This window comes from Pseudomonas sp. SBB6 (assembly GCF_024213215.1).
GTDB classification, from domain to species: domain Bacteria; phylum Pseudomonadota; class Gammaproteobacteria; order Pseudomonadales; family Pseudomonadaceae; genus Aquipseudomonas; species Aquipseudomonas donghuensis.
Map to the genome: position 1 here is coordinate 350824 of NZ_JANAVH010000005.1, position 12883 is coordinate 363706.

Consider the following 12883-nt stretch of genomic DNA (forward strand, 5'->3'; position numbering starts at 1 on the left):
AGCCGGGTTTTTTCGTTCTCAGCAGGCGAAAGACTGATAGGCCAACCTGCTCTCATCAGAGGAACCGCTATGTCGCATCGCATGCGCTGCAAGATGATCTGCCACGAAGTGGCGCCGAATGAGCACAGCCAGGGCCAGCTCTGCACTGTTCGCCTCGGCGCCGTCTACTCCAGCAATCCCGATACCGAAGACGCGATCTACGGCAAGTACACGCCTTATGGCGAGTTCCGCGCCGGTATCGTCACCGAGGTTGCCGAGAAGATGGAGGTAGGCAAGGCCTACTACGTGGAGATCTCGCCAGCTATTTGAATTCACTGCAGCCAGGGCAGCCTTCGGGAGGCCTGGACACTGATTAGCCGGTAGTACAGTGCTACGGAATAACACCGGCAGCCCGCGCACTCATGCCATGTACGCTTCATGGGTGGTGCGAGACCGGATCGGCGAGACTGGTGCAGTTGGGTGCCAGCGTCGTGATGGTCTTTGGCGGACGGCGGGAAAGACCGCATACCTATTCAGCGCCTCGCAAAGAGCTGTGATGCTTACTTGGCGATTCCAAAAGCTTCGGATATCCCATGTGCTCGACAGACCTGCTCAGGCGAAGGTGATTCTAAGTCTTTGGGAGTCTCCAGCTTGAGTCTCGCAAGCAACACAGTCCATGGGTCAAGAGCATCGTTGAACAAAAGCGACAAGGACTTCCGCTCCCCGTTTTGGGTGTAAATGACTTCGTAGTTAGTGTAGGACTCGGCAGTGACAACTAGGCGCCTGCCAAGAGCAGCCAGAGCCTTCTCGATTGCCTCCATTTTCGAAGTGTGCAGGAAGTCGACCAGGCGATCGCCTTGAGTCTGGGCCAGGCCCAGCAGACGGCACAGATCGGCCTTGCGCATATCGCGGGCCATCATCTCGTTCCACAGTACGATCTTCGCCACAGTCACCGCTGGTAGCCGCACAACGTGCTGACCAGGTGCTGGCTCGGACGCGGCAGGAATGGCGCGACGTTGATCCACGTAGAGCGACAACGCGGATTCAATCCCGTCCACGGCCTCCCGCAGCGCATCGGCGATATCGTCGCCGGCACTGTTGAGCTCTGGCAGGTCGTCACAGGTAACAGCGACACCTGGGTTTTCGTCTTCGTGAATAGTCACGGGGTAATCAAACATTGCTAGCCCTCCACTCGGCGGCTCTCTGTTGAATGTTTGCGGGTGATGAATGCGAGTGAGCTGGGGCTCATTCAAGCCCCAGCTGTTTGATGATTCCTTTGCGGGTTGGCTCTTTCATTTCCTTTGAGCCGTGGTCCGCAAAGACCGTTTGCTTGCCGTTTGGGGCGGTGACCTTGAAGTGGCTTCCTTTACCTGCTTCGAAGATCACCCCTCGGGCCTTCAACCATCGTCTGAACTCGCTGTACTTCATCACCTCGCCTCGTTGTTTGGATGAGTCCAGTATACTACTAATTTGTGGTGTTACAACGTTTTTGTGGTATTTATTCCAGGCCCAGTCATTGAACTGGGCTTTTTCGTTTTCGGCTCCACCACACCCATTGCTCCGAGCTGGGAGTGCTGCTGGGGCCGGATCTATCCCTGCCACCACCAGGCTCACGCCGGGAGTGCCTATGAGAGTCACCACTATGTCCGAACCCGGTCCGCTCACTGCTGCTGGTGGGATTGCGCTGTACAAGCTTGGCGCCTTCGGCTTCGTAGCTGTATTGGCTGCCGTTGTCGTCATGGCTATGACCTTGCCTAAGACGGTGCGTGAGTTTGTCGTCGCCATGATCAGTACCACTGTCTCCAGTATCTGCGGTGGCGCCTTCATTGTCCGCTGGCTGGAGATAGGCAACTGGGCCAACGATGACGTGGGGATCATCGCTATCGGCGGCCTGATCTTCGTCTGCGGCCTGCCCGCCTGGGTCTTGGTGCGCGCCTGGTTCAAATGGGCTGAGAAGCGTCGGGATAAGGACCTGGGGGAGATTGCTCAGGACTTGGCTGAGATTCGCCGCAACCTGAATGGCGCGAATCAGTAACCCGCGCCACTAATTCAAGGTGCGCCGTTTCGTGGCGCGAAACTGGAGCCCACATGAGCATCAAGAAGACGCTTGTCCACTTCCATAACATCAAGCTGACGTTGTCAGAGGATGACCTGAAGGCTGCATTGGTCGCCAAGTATGGCAGTGCTGCGGTGGAGGTACTGGGTGAGGGGGTGATCCTCCAGGACGCCAGTTACTCCACCTATTACCCGGAAGAAGGTGTGAAGTTCACCTTTGCTCAGCCGCTGGAAGGGCACAACACATGACCACTATTGCCTACAAGGACGGCGTAATTGCTTACGACTCCCAGATCACCCGAGGCAACACCATCACCTATGACGACTACGAGAAGTGCGTAGAGCGCAACGGGGTCAGACTCATTTGCTCGGGCGCGGTTTCCGACTAGGCGCCTAGGAGTGATCTACCGAAGCCCCAAGCAAGTGTGGCGCCTGCGGTAAGGGCCTCTTTGGCAAGATCCTTCACTGTATCGCTGGACGTTGATAGTGCTGCGTCTTTCAGGGTTGAGCCAATTGATGGGCCGAGGCTTGACGGTGTATTGAGCACTTCTAGCCCTTTGGCCGAAAGTACACACTCCAAAAACACGCCAGCGTTCTCGTCCCTAACGGGTGATGCCCATACGTAACCTGCCTCTATGAGCCAGATCATTGTGGCGATGAAAACTCTCTGATGGTGCTGATATCGGTCTTCCCAGCCATCCGTATTAGGCCTGACTAGAGGGGCCAAGATCGTCGGGTCGATGACCTGCCGGATTGGGAAGTCTTGATACAAGCGGGCAAAGACAAGGCCGACGGTATTATCGAAGTGCCCAATGTTTGAAGTTTCCATAAACGTCCTAATGGAAAAACTACACCAATACCGGCAACACCCAATCATTTCAAGCGCCAGGAAACCAGATGACAACTAAGCAACCCGACTGGGAGGCGATCGAACGAGCCTACCGGGCCGGGGCGCTCTCCATCAGAACCATCGCAGAGCGCCAGGGCGTGAGCGACACCGCGATCAGGAAGAAGGCCAAGGCCTTGAACTGGACGCGTGACCTTTCCGACCAGGTGCGTAAAGAGGTTCGCAGCAAGCTGGTTCGCGGTGAGGTTCGCAACGATCAAGGCGCGAACCGCGAACTCGACACCGAAATCATCGAAGAGGCCGCAGAGGAGGGCGCGCAGGTAGTTCGCAGCCACCGCCGCGACATCCGCAAGGCCACGAACCTTGCGAACCTGCTGATGGATGATCTGCTGACCACCATCCAGCGCCGGGAGGAAATTGAGGAGGCAATCGACGAAGAGACCGCCGAGGACAGCAACGGTATGCGCCGCGCCTCGATGCTTGCCGCGGTGGCCCTCCCAAGTAACTCCAAGACCCTGTTCCAACTGTCAGCTGCAATGAAGAACCTCCAGGTGCTCGAGCGCCAGGCATTCGGCCTGGACGAGAAGGAGAAGACAGACGAAGCGGACGAACTGTCCAAGCTGATGGATGAACTATCGAAGGAAGCCTGACCCATGAAGCCCGAGCACCTGAAACTGCTCCGGGACCGGTTCTGGCGGCTGAACAACCTGTACTTCATTACCGACAAGCAGGGGAAGAAGGTCCGCTTTCGCATGACGCAGGAGCAGATCGATTACTTCCAGGGGATGCATACCCGCAACATCATCCTGAAGGCGCGGCAACTCGGGTTCACTACCCTGGTGTGCATCGTCCAGTTGGATGCAGCGCTGTTCGAGGCGGCAAAGTGCGCGCTGATCGCCCACACCTTGAACGACGCCAAGCGCCTGTTCCGGGAGAAGGTGAAGTACGCCTATGACCACCTGCCCAAGGAGATCAAGGCGGCCAACCCGGCACGCAACGATGCCGCGGGCGAGCTGGTGTTCAGCAAGGGCGGATCGCTCTACGTCTCCACTTCGTTCCGGGGCGGTACGCTGCGCTACCTGCACGTTTCCGAGTTCGGGAAGATCTGCGCCAAGTTTCCACACAAGGCGCGTGAGATCGTCACTGGTGCGTTTGAGGCCGTGGCCGCCGAGTGCTTCGTCACCATCGAGTCGACTGCCGAGGGCCGGGCGGGGTACTTCTTCGATTACAGCCAGTCAGCCGAGAAGCAGCAGCTCTCCGGCGTGCCCCTGGGCCTGTTGGACTGGAAGTTCTTCTTCTTCAGCTGGTGGCGGAACCCGCTGTACTGGCTTGATCCGACTGATGTCACCATCCCGGACCGCCTGACAAAGTATTTCGACGACCTGGCCGCCAAGCACGGCATCGTCACCAACCCAGGCCAGCGCGCCTGGTACAGCGCCAAGGAAAAGACCCTCGGCGATGACATGAAGCGTGAGTACCCGTCGATCCCTGCTGAAGCATTCCAGCAGACGATCGAGGGCGCGTACTACGCCAAGCAGTTCACCAAGCTGTACGCCGCCCAGCGCATCGGCAAGCTGCCCGACAACAGCCACCTGCCGGTGCACACGTTCTGGGATATCGGCGTGGGCGACTCCACGGCCATCTGGTTTGTCCGGATCGTTGGCGAGGAATACCACGTAGTCGACTTCTACCAGAACAGCGGCGAAGGCCTGCGGCACTACATGAAGGTGCTGAAGGATCGCGGCTACACCTACGGTGAGCATTGGGGCCCGCACGACATCGACAACCGCGAGTTCGGCAGCGACGGCAAGACCCGCCGAGAGCTGGCCCGCGAGGGCTACGAGATCGACGGGCAGAAGTACTGCATGACGTTCAAGGTGGTCCCTAAGCTTGGCGTGGATGAAGGCATCGAGCAGGCGCGGGAGATCCTCCCGAACTGCGCCTTCGATGAAGCCAAGTGTGAGGAGGGCATTACCGCCCTTGAGAGCTACCGCAAGGAGTGGGACGACAAGCGTGGGTGCTGGAAGGATAAGCCGCTTCATGACTGGTCATCCCACCCGGCCGACGGTTTCCGCTATTTCGCCGTTGCCATGGCGCGACGTAAACGCACAGGCGGTGTCCGCCGCATCGGAGGTTTGGCGTAATGCCTGTTCAATCAACCAACCCAGACTACGACGCTCACATTGCTGAGTGGCGGATGATGGATGATGCCCTTGAGGGCGAGGGCGCTATCAAACGCAGTCCGCGCAATCTGCCAAAGCCGAGTGGTATGGTCGAGGCAGAGAAGTTGGACGGCGCGGGTAACGCATACCTCTACCGTAACTACACTGACCGCGCCCAGTACGAGCATTGGGTGCGCGACTCGCTGCGCTCGATGATGGGCCTGGTCTCACGACTGATTCCTGAGGTGAAACTGCCTGCCGGCCTCAAGCAGTTGGAGGAGAATGCTACCGCCGACGGCTTCGGCTTGATTCAGTTGTTCCTGCGTATCGTGCGCCAGGCCATATCCCATGGCCGGGTGCCGCTGGTGGTCAACGTCGACGACGCGGGGCAGCCGTATTTCTCCACCTACGCGGTGCGCAACGCCATCAACTGGGACACCGCCGATCAGGGTGGTCGCCAGGACCTGGTCCTCTCGGTGTTCCGTGAGTTCAGGAAGAAGGATGCAGAGGACCGTTACAGCCATGAGTGCGTGACGGTTTTCCGCGAGTTCTACATGGAAGGCGAGGTCTGCTACACCGCCGTGCGTAACGAGGCCGGCGAGTTGGTCGAGAACGCGCGTCCTCTGGGTACTGTCGGTACCGACAATCAACTGGTGCGCGGTCTGGAGTACATCCCGGTCATCTATTGCGGATCGACTGACAACTCACCGGACGTGGACGAGATCCCGCTGCTGACCATGGCGCGGGCCGCGTTGAAGTCCTATCAGCTCAGCGCCGACTACTTCACCGCGCTACATCAGACCAGCCACCCTCAACCGTGGGTCTCCGGCCTGGATGATAGCGTGGAGCTCAGCGTCACCGGCCCGTCTGCTGCGTGGGACCTCGGCCCTAGCGGATCATGCGGATACCTCGAGTTTCAGGGCGCCGGCATCCAGGCCGTCCGCACGGCAATGGAAGACCAGAAGAACGCGGCCCTTGAAGCTGGCGCCAAGGTCATGGACGTGTCCGGCACCGAGTCCGGCGAAGCGCGCAAGACGCGCCAGAACGACCAGCACGCCACGCTGCACAGCATCGTCATCACCGCGGCCGCTGCGATTGAGCAGGCCCTGCGCTACGCGGCCGAGTGGACTGGCTACAACCCGGATGAGGTCGTTTTCACGGTCAAGCCTGAGTTCGTGATCCCAGAGGTCAACGCCCAGGTCCTGGCCGAGCTGCAGAAGAGTGTCATGGCCGGCACCATCAGCGCCGAGACTTACTGGCAGTACCTCACCACCGGAAAGCTTCCCGAGCGCCCCTACGACGAAGAGGCCGAATTGATCGGCGACGACCACGGCGCGGGCGGCGTCAACCTGGACAAAGAAGATGGCGACGAAACCGGAGCAAACGGCGGACGAGAAGCTGCTGGAGCAGGTAAGCCGCCACTCGGTACTGCTTGAGCGACTCAAGGCTGGCGAGGTCAAGAAGTTCGAGACCTACCTGCGCAGGGCTGATACCCACGTCCGCGACCAGCTCACCCGCAAGGAGCTGACGACATACAGCCGCAGCCGGCTTGAGGAGTTCCTGGGGCGGGTGGGCGGCAAGCTGCTGGAGATCTACAAGGCATTCGGCGACCGCATGCAGTCCGACCTGGTGGACATCGCGCTGTATGAGGCGGCCTTCGAAGGCCGGAGCCTGGCCAAAGCGCTGCTGATCGACGCGATCATGCCGACCGATGCCCTGATCCGAACGGCGATCAACACGCAGCCGCTGCAGGTGTCGGGGATTGACGGCGGCACGCTGCTGAAATCCTTCCTCAACGGCTGGACACGCACGGAGTCGACTCGGGTAACGAACGCCATACGGCTCGGCGTCGCGCAGGGTCAGACCAACGCTGAGATCACCCAGGCCATTCGCGGTACCGCGGTACAGAACTTCACCGACGGCGTCCTGGCTGTAAGCAACCGCAACGCTCGCTCGATCGTTCAGACCGCAGTCCAGCATGTGGCCACCACGGCGCGCATGGAGACGCTCAAGGCGAACTCCGATGTCATCCCGGGTTATCGCTGGGTGTCAACGCTTGACCGCAAAACCAGCACCCTCTGCAAGAGCCTGGACGGTCGGGTGTTCGAGGTAGGGAAGGGCCCGTTGCCGCCGGCGCACGTCAACTGCCGCTCGACTACTGTGCCGGTAACCAGGCTGTCGGCGCTGTTTGCCGAAGGCGCAACGCGGGCATCTGTGGGGGCTGGCGGCGGTGCGCAGGTATCGGCAGGGCTCGGCTACTACCAATGGCTGAAAACGCAGCCAGCGGCTTTTCAAGACGCCGCGCTGGGCCCCGTCCGCGCAAAGCTATTCCGCGATGGCGGCCTGACAGCCGAGCGCTTTGCCGCGCTGCAACTGGACAAGAACTTCAAGCCGCTCACGCTGAAACAGCTAAAAGAGTTAGAGCCTTTAGCATTCGAACGGGCAGAGCTTTGAGGTACTCTCCCATGATTTGGAGAGGATTGATCCATGGAGGCACAAGTTAAGCTCCAGGCGGCGCTGGATGCTCTGTTTCAATCGGTAGCGATGCTCAGAGAAGCGTTCCCTGAGAAACCATTTACTCCAGATGGCCGGTTGGTTGGAGACATTGGTGAGGTAGTAGCGCAGCTCCATTACAGGTTGACGTTAAACCCAGGCCTAACAAGGCATCACGACGCCGTTGCTGAAGATGGTCGTCTTGTCCAGATCAAGACTACGTTTAGTAATCACCTAACATTCCCTACCAAACATGTACCTGAATACTATCTTGGTATCAAAATGTTCGTAGATGGCTCTTACGAGGAAATCTACAACGGACCAGGGCAGCTGATTGCTGCTGAGCTCAGTAGGCGAGCAAAAGCTACCCAGAACGGACTTCATGGAAATCTGATGGGGCAGTTGCGCCGCCTGAATAGCACTGTACCCACTGAGCAACGAATACCCTTACGCTAATTTCTGACAAACCCGCTTCGGCGGGTTTTTTTATGCCCGCAAGGCGGGTCAATTAATCCCAAGGGGATAGCCACATGCCTTTTGACTTCGACCCGGCCGCCCACGGCCTCACCCTCGACGACACTCAAGTTGCGGCGCTCAAGGCAGCGCTCGGCGGCGAGGTGCAGAAATACCTGGACGGCGAGGTCTCGGGCCTCAAGTCCAAGAACCAAGAGCTGATCGGCTCCAACAAGACCATCAAGACCGAGCTGGACAAGCTGAAAGGCCAGTTCGACGGCCTGGATATCGAAGCGGTTAAGGGCCTGCTGGCCAAAGTTGGCCAGGACGAAGAGACCAAGCTGATCGCCGAGGGCAAGCTGGACGAAGTGATCAGTCGCCGCACCGAGCGCCTGCGCACCGACCTGGACAAGCAGGTTAAGGCCGCCAACGAGCGTGCGGACAAGGCCGAGGCCTTCGCTGCCAAGTACAGCGACAAGGTCCTGGCCGACTCCATCCGCGCTGCCGCCATCAAGGCCGGCGCGCTGCCCGAGGCTGCCGAGGACATCATCCTCCGCGCCCGGGGCACCTTCAAATTGAGCGAAGACGGCGAGCCCGTTGCCACCGACCGTGCCGGCGAAGTCGTGTACGGGAAGGACGGCAAGACCCCGCTGTCTCCTCTCGAATGGGCGGAATCGCTGCGCGAAACCGCTACCCACCTGTGGCCAAGGGCTCAGGGTGCCGGGCAGACCGGCGACAACGGTGGCAAGGCCACGAAGAAATGGGGCGAGTACACCGAGACCGAGCGCGCTGCGATGGCTCGTGACAACCCCGACGCTTTCAAAAAACTCCAAGCCACCCGAGGAACCTAACCCATGGCATCTACCCAACTTTCGGACATCTTCGTGTCCGACTACTACGGCACTCTCGAAGCGGTGAATTCCCCTGAGAAGACCGCCGTCTTCGAGTCGGGCATCATCACCCGCTCGGCCACTCTGGACGACATCGCCAAGAACGGACAGGGTACGTCCGAGATCAGCTACTGGCAGGACCTGGATGCCGACGAGGCGCCGAACATCTCCAACGACAACCCCGATGACCAGGGGGAAGTTGGCAAGGCCGAGCAGGGCAGCATGCGCGCCCGGACCCTGTACCTCAACAAAGGCTACGGTGTCTCCGACCTGGCTGCCGAGTTGGCCAATTCCGAGCCGATGCAGCACATCCGCAACCGCTTCGGCACCTACTGGACCCGCCAGTGGCAGCGCTACCTGATGGGCGCCGGCCGCGGCATCATCGCGGCCAACATCGCCCAGAACGGCGGCGACATGGTCAAGGATTCAGGCGCCTCGATTAGCGCCAATGCCTTCCAGGACGCCGCCTTCACCGCCGGCGACGCCGCCGACATGTTCGCCGCCATCGGTGTGCACTCGGTCGTCATGAACCAGATGGTGAAGCAGGACATGATCGAGTACCTGCGCGACTCGCAGGGCAAGATCATCCTGGCGACCTATCTGGGCAAACCGGTATTCATGGACGACGCCCTGACCTACGCGCCAGGCCAGTACCTGTCGCTGTTCTTCGGCCAGGGTGCTTTCGGCTATGGCGAGGGCACCCCCCACATGCCAGTCGAGATGCAGCGCAAGCCGGATGGCGGCAACGGTGGTGGCGCCGAGGTCCTGTGGGAGCGCAAGACCTACATCCTCCAGCCGGCCGGCTTCAGCTGGCAGGGCAGCGAGAACCGCAACCTGAGCCCGACCGCGGCTCAGTACGCCGCCGCAGCGAACTGGAAGCGCGTGTTCGACCGCAAGCAGGTTCCGTTCGCCGCTGTCATCAGCGGCACTGCCACCCCTTGACCCCATGATGTGGGGCGCCGGCATGGCGCCCTGCGCAGGAGCTCACCATGAAAGTCATCTACACCAACTCCCCGGGCAGCGAGCGCGGCACCTGCTATCGCCGCCTGGATCAGTTCTTTGGCGTCATCGACGGCGCCACCTCGGTTTCTGTGCAGGGCGATGCCCCTCATATCGGCGAGGCGTACCAGCGACAAGGCATCAGCGTCAGCGAGATCGAAGAAGGCCTACGGCTGGACGGCCCGACCATCGCCCAGTGGGTAGCGGAGGGCTACAAGGCTTCTGCTTACCCGCCGGCTGGCTATGCCTCTGTGAGCAGCCAAGCCGAGATCGACAAAGCGATTGAGGTAGAGGGCGGCGACGACGAGACCGATCCGCACAAAATGAAGGTCCCGCAGCTGAAGGAGTGGCTGACGGCCCAGGGCATCACCTTCGACGCCGCCCTCAACAAGCCCGACCTGCAGGCCCTGATCCCGAAGGAATAAGCCATGACCGACTTCATCACCGTCCCTGACGTCGACCAGAAGCTTGGGCCGGGTTGGGCGGGCTCCGGTGATGCGGTTCTTGCCGTAGCCATGGCCAATGCCTGGCTCACGGCCAAGATCAGGCGGACGGTGCCAGACCCGGTGCCGGACGCGATCGTGTCCGCCGGTGCACAGGTGGCCAAGCTGGCTGCCGAGAACAAGCTCTACAAGAACACAGGCAAAGAGGTGCTGAGCAAGACCGTGTCAGCTCAGGCTGGCACCTCAACCAGCAAGACCTACGCCGAGGGCTCAGTCGAGTTGTCCGCGGCTGAGAACTTCGCATTGGACCTGATTGCGCCCTGGATGCGTCGTTCCGGGACCCTCATGCTCAAGAGGATTTGACCATGGGCATGCGCGAAGAGATTCAGGCGGAGCTGGCCGAGGCGTTTAGCGATCCCGACGGCCTGGCCGACGCAGTGAAGCCTGTAGCTGGCAGCCGCACCATTAAGGGTGGTTATGACCCGGCGATCGGCGGCACAGCGCCTGCCACGACCATTCGCTACACCGGTCGCGGGGTGTTCGGCAGCTACTTGGCCAAGGAAATTGATGGATCACGTATCCAGACTGAGGACGTGAAGCTGCTTGTGCTGCAGAACGAGCTGTTCGAAGAGCAGGGTGGGGAGGTTAGCGAAACCCCTGCGGCGCCCAAAACTGGCGACCAAGTTAGCGGCTATCGAGCACTCAACGTGTCTGAAGACCCTGCTCGGGCTACCTGGACCATTCAGTTGAGGAAGTGACCATGCCACGCGGTTCACACATGACGCAGCGATATGGCGGGCTGGAGGGCGGATTCGCCGAGAGCATTCGATCATTCGCAGAGCAGGCGCAGCAGGCTCTGGATGCCACTTTTCAAGGAATCGTGATTGAGGTCGGCACCAGCGTCATCACAATGTCGCCAGTCGGCAATCCAGAGATCTGGGCGGCCAACGTAGCGCACCAAGAGTCCAATGTCCGGGCCGCTGATGACTACGACTACAGAGTGGCGATCCGGAACACAATCATCAATCTCAATCAGGACAACTTCACCAAGGCAGGCAAGCTGCGCAAGGGTGTGAAGTACGCCAAACCCCTGACCAAGACCGAGCGCGAGCAGAACTTCGCCGTGAACGGCCTGGTGGCGGGCCAGGGCTATGTCGGCGGCAGGTTCCGCGGCAACTGGCAGTTCTCGATCGATACGCCGGCTACCGGTGAGCTTGATCGCATCGACCCATCGGGCAATCAGGCGATCGCTGACCTGCTGGCCCAGGTGCAGGCCCTGACCATAGGCCAGACGGCTTACATCGTGAACAACTTGAAATACGCAATCCCGCTCGAGTATGGCCACAGTACCCAGGCGCCTCACGGCATGGTTCGGGTGACCCTAGAAAAGTTTCAACGAATTGTCGAAGAGCAGATCAGGAAAAACCAGGTATGAGCCACGCACGCGCCCGCCAGGCGATTGAGATCAAGCTGGCGGCTTGGGCAGCTGCGCGCCCGATCCGGGTCGCGCACATGGAGGAAGACTTCGAGGCCGCTCCGGACGAAACCTACCTCCGGGCCTTCCTGCTGCCGGCCAGCACCACGACCCGCTACTTGGCTGCCGAGGCCTATGAGTACCGGGGTATCTACCAGATCAGCATCGTCTGCCCGGCAGGCCAGGCCCTGGCTACTGCCGATGCCCTGGTCGACGAGCTCAGCACGCTGTTCCGCGTCGACACCGAACTCAGCCGCAGCGGCTTCGAAGGCTTGATCGTCGAGCCGCTGGAGCAGGGGCCCACCATCACCGAGCCGGCGACCTACACGGTCCCGGCCAGCTTCACCTACCAGGGTGTCGCAGACCAACCGCCCGCTGGGGCATAACTAACCGCCGCCCGGCGGGCATCAATGAGGAAATACACCATGGCCGCACGCTTCCCGCTGCCGAACGGAGCTACGCTCGAGATCGCCAGAGTCATTGGCGCCGCCGTAGCGTTCACGGCACTCACCAACGCAAAGCCGCCGGTGGCGACCGCTGCCGGTCACACTATCCAGAACGGCGACGTACTGCTGATCAACTCCGGCTGGGCACTCATCAGCGACCGCGCCGTTAAGGCCTCAAACGTCGCCGATGACGCGTTCTCTATGGCTGGTCTCGATACCAGCGACGTAGAAAAATTCACCGCAGGCGCGGGCGTGGGTTCCGTGTACCCGGTTTCCGACTGGGTTCAGATCTCGAAGGTCACGTCGTTCAACTCGGCCGGTGGTGAGCAGCAGTATGCGACCGTCGGCTATCTGGAAGATGACGACGACAAGCAGTTCCCTACCAACCGCAACCCGACCACCTTGTCGATCGTGGTGGAAGACCAGCCTACTGCGCCTTACGTGCAGGCTGTTGAGGGTTACGACACCTCCAAAGAGCTCGCGGTGATCCGTATGAAGCTACGCAACGGTGACCAGATCCTGTACCCGGGCTACGTCAGCATCACCCCTGATCCGACCATGGAGCGGAACAACGTCATGACCCGAACCATCAGCGTCGGTCTGTCTGCTCGTTCGCTTCGTTACCTGGCTGGCGCGTAAGGA

The 12883-nt window shown here is 60.4% G+C and carries 17 protein-coding genes and 2 pseudogenes; 17 read left to right on the plus strand and 2 right to left on the minus strand.

The features are described from left to right. The first annotated feature begins 69 nt into the window (after positions 1-69). Positions 70-309 carry a hypothetical protein gene (locus tag NLX68_RS13230; protein ID WP_254284361.1) on the plus strand — a complete coding sequence of 80 codons (240 nt, stop codon included), beginning with the start codon at positions 70-72 and terminating at the stop codon, positions 307-309. A gap of 437 nt (positions 310-746) precedes the next feature. Here NLX68_RS13230 and NLX68_RS13235 read toward each other — a convergent pair. Together NLX68_RS13235 and NLX68_RS13240 are read right to left on the minus strand one after the other, a co-directional pair. After that, positions 747-1157, minus strand: a pseudogene (locus NLX68_RS13235) (type II toxin-antitoxin system HicB family antitoxin); the annotation flags it as partial. 67 nt (positions 1158-1224) lie between these two features. Next, on the minus strand, positions 1225-1407 hold the full coding sequence (locus NLX68_RS13240; RefSeq protein WP_254284413.1) for a type II toxin-antitoxin system HicA family toxin: 183 nt from the start codon (positions 1405-1407) through the stop codon (positions 1225-1227). A 199-nt stretch (positions 1408-1606) separates the two neighbouring features. Between NLX68_RS13240 and NLX68_RS13245 the strand changes: the two genes are divergently transcribed. From NLX68_RS13245 to NLX68_RS13320, 16 genes and pseudogenes are all read left to right on the plus strand, one after another. After that, positions 1607-2014: a hypothetical protein gene (locus NLX68_RS13245; protein ID WP_254284362.1), complete on the plus strand. Its 408-nt coding sequence runs from the start codon at positions 1607-1609 to the stop codon at positions 2012-2014. Between the two features lie 53 nt (positions 2015-2067). Continuing rightward, positions 2068-2283 (plus strand): hypothetical protein, encoded by a 216-nt coding sequence (locus tag NLX68_RS13250; RefSeq protein WP_254284363.1) that lies wholly within the window; start codon positions 2068-2070, stop codon positions 2281-2283. Continuing rightward, positions 2280-2420: pseudogene (locus NLX68_RS13255) on the plus strand (proteasome subunit beta); the annotation flags it as partial. The gene NLX68_RS13250 and the pseudogene NLX68_RS13255, both read left to right, overlap by 4 nt. Positions 2421-2931: 511 nt before the next feature. After that, positions 2932-3531: a hypothetical protein gene (locus NLX68_RS13260; protein WP_254284364.1), complete on the plus strand. Its 600-nt coding sequence runs from the start codon at positions 2932-2934 to the stop codon at positions 3529-3531. A 3-nt stretch (positions 3532-3534) separates the two neighbouring features. Further along, positions 3535-5025, plus strand: coding sequence for a terminase (locus tag NLX68_RS13265; RefSeq protein ID WP_254284365.1), 1491 nt, complete (start codon positions 3535-3537; stop codon positions 5023-5025). A gap of 53 nt (positions 5026-5078) precedes the next feature. Continuing rightward, the gene (locus tag NLX68_RS13270) at positions 5079-6479 is read left to right on the plus strand and encodes a DUF4055 domain-containing protein (RefSeq protein ID WP_254284366.1); all 1401 of its coding nucleotides are present in this window, start codon (positions 5079-5081) and stop codon (positions 6477-6479) included. After that, on the plus strand, positions 6406-7497 hold the full coding sequence (locus NLX68_RS13275) for a minor capsid protein (RefSeq protein WP_254284367.1): 1092 nt from the start codon (positions 6406-6408) through the stop codon (positions 7495-7497). Before NLX68_RS13270 ends, NLX68_RS13275 begins: the two co-directional genes overlap by 74 nt. Before the next feature lie 33 nt (positions 7498-7530). Beyond that, positions 7531-7992 (plus strand): hypothetical protein, encoded by a 462-nt coding sequence (locus NLX68_RS13280; protein WP_254284368.1) that lies wholly within the window; start codon positions 7531-7533, stop codon positions 7990-7992. Between the two features lie 74 nt (positions 7993-8066). Continuing rightward, complete coding sequence (locus NLX68_RS13285) at positions 8067-8840, plus strand: hypothetical protein (protein ID WP_254284369.1); 774 nt, start codon at positions 8067-8069, stop codon at positions 8838-8840. Positions 8841-8843: 3 nt separating this feature from the next. Further along, positions 8844-9821 carry a major capsid protein gene (locus tag NLX68_RS13290; protein ID WP_254284370.1) on the plus strand — a complete coding sequence of 326 codons (978 nt, stop codon included), beginning with the start codon at positions 8844-8846 and terminating at the stop codon, positions 9819-9821. Between the two features lie 47 nt (positions 9822-9868). Further along, positions 9869-10303: a HeH/LEM domain-containing protein gene (locus tag NLX68_RS13295; protein ID WP_254284371.1), complete on the plus strand. Its 435-nt coding sequence runs from the start codon at positions 9869-9871 to the stop codon at positions 10301-10303. 3 nt (positions 10304-10306) lie between these two features. Next, positions 10307-10684: a hypothetical protein gene (locus tag NLX68_RS13300; protein WP_254284372.1), complete on the plus strand. Its 378-nt coding sequence runs from the start codon at positions 10307-10309 to the stop codon at positions 10682-10684. A gap of 2 nt (positions 10685-10686) precedes the next feature. Further along, on the plus strand, positions 10687-11079 hold the full coding sequence (locus tag NLX68_RS13305; protein WP_254284373.1) for a hypothetical protein: 393 nt from the start codon (positions 10687-10689) through the stop codon (positions 11077-11079). Between the two features lie 2 nt (positions 11080-11081). Then, complete coding sequence (locus tag NLX68_RS13310; protein WP_254284374.1) at positions 11082-11756, plus strand: hypothetical protein; 675 nt, start codon at positions 11082-11084, stop codon at positions 11754-11756. Beyond that, the gene (locus NLX68_RS13315) at positions 11753-12181 is read left to right on the plus strand and encodes a phage tail terminator-like protein (RefSeq protein ID WP_254284375.1); all 429 of its coding nucleotides are present in this window, start codon (positions 11753-11755) and stop codon (positions 12179-12181) included. Before NLX68_RS13310 ends, NLX68_RS13315 begins: the two co-directional genes overlap by 4 nt. Positions 12182-12220: 39 nt before the next feature. Further along, on the plus strand, positions 12221-12880 hold the full coding sequence (locus tag NLX68_RS13320; protein WP_254284376.1) for a phage tail protein: 660 nt from the start codon (positions 12221-12223) through the stop codon (positions 12878-12880). Positions 12881-12883: the final 3 nt, after the last annotated feature.

Coding starts and splice junctions, on each gene's coding strand:
- NLX68_RS13240 (WP_254284413.1), bottom strand. CDS start 1,407: ATGAAGTACAGCGAGTTCAGACGATGGTTGAAGGCCCGAGGGGTGATC.
- NLX68_RS13290 (WP_254284370.1), top strand. CDS start 8,844: ATGGCATCTACCCAACTTTCGGACATCTTCGTGTCCGACTACTACGGC.
- NLX68_RS13245 (WP_254284362.1), top strand. CDS start 1,607: ATGAGAGTCACCACTATGTCCGAACCCGGTCCGCTCACTGCTGCTGGT.
- NLX68_RS13250 (WP_254284363.1), top strand. CDS start 2,068: ATGAGCATCAAGAAGACGCTTGTCCACTTCCATAACATCAAGCTGACG.
- NLX68_RS13310 (WP_254284374.1), top strand. CDS start 11,082: ATGCCACGCGGTTCACACATGACGCAGCGATATGGCGGGCTGGAGGGC.
- NLX68_RS13275 (WP_254284367.1), top strand. CDS start 6,406: ATGGCGACGAAACCGGAGCAAACGGCGGACGAGAAGCTGCTGGAGCAG.
- NLX68_RS13285 (WP_254284369.1), top strand. CDS start 8,067: ATGCCTTTTGACTTCGACCCGGCCGCCCACGGCCTCACCCTCGACGAC.
- NLX68_RS13280 (WP_254284368.1), top strand. CDS start 7,531: ATGGAGGCACAAGTTAAGCTCCAGGCGGCGCTGGATGCTCTGTTTCAA.
- NLX68_RS13260 (WP_254284364.1), top strand. CDS start 2,932: ATGACAACTAAGCAACCCGACTGGGAGGCGATCGAACGAGCCTACCGG.
- NLX68_RS13305 (WP_254284373.1), top strand. CDS start 10,687: ATGGGCATGCGCGAAGAGATTCAGGCGGAGCTGGCCGAGGCGTTTAGC.
- NLX68_RS13300 (WP_254284372.1), top strand. CDS start 10,307: ATGACCGACTTCATCACCGTCCCTGACGTCGACCAGAAGCTTGGGCCG.
- NLX68_RS13230 (WP_254284361.1), top strand. CDS start 70: ATGTCGCATCGCATGCGCTGCAAGATGATCTGCCACGAAGTGGCGCCG.
- NLX68_RS13295 (WP_254284371.1), top strand. CDS start 9,869: ATGAAAGTCATCTACACCAACTCCCCGGGCAGCGAGCGCGGCACCTGC.
- NLX68_RS13315 (WP_254284375.1), top strand. CDS start 11,753: ATGAGCCACGCACGCGCCCGCCAGGCGATTGAGATCAAGCTGGCGGCT.
- NLX68_RS13270 (WP_254284366.1), top strand. CDS start 5,079: ATGATGGATGATGCCCTTGAGGGCGAGGGCGCTATCAAACGCAGTCCG.
- NLX68_RS13320 (WP_254284376.1), top strand. CDS start 12,221: ATGGCCGCACGCTTCCCGCTGCCGAACGGAGCTACGCTCGAGATCGCC.
- NLX68_RS13265 (WP_254284365.1), top strand. CDS start 3,535: ATGAAGCCCGAGCACCTGAAACTGCTCCGGGACCGGTTCTGGCGGCTG.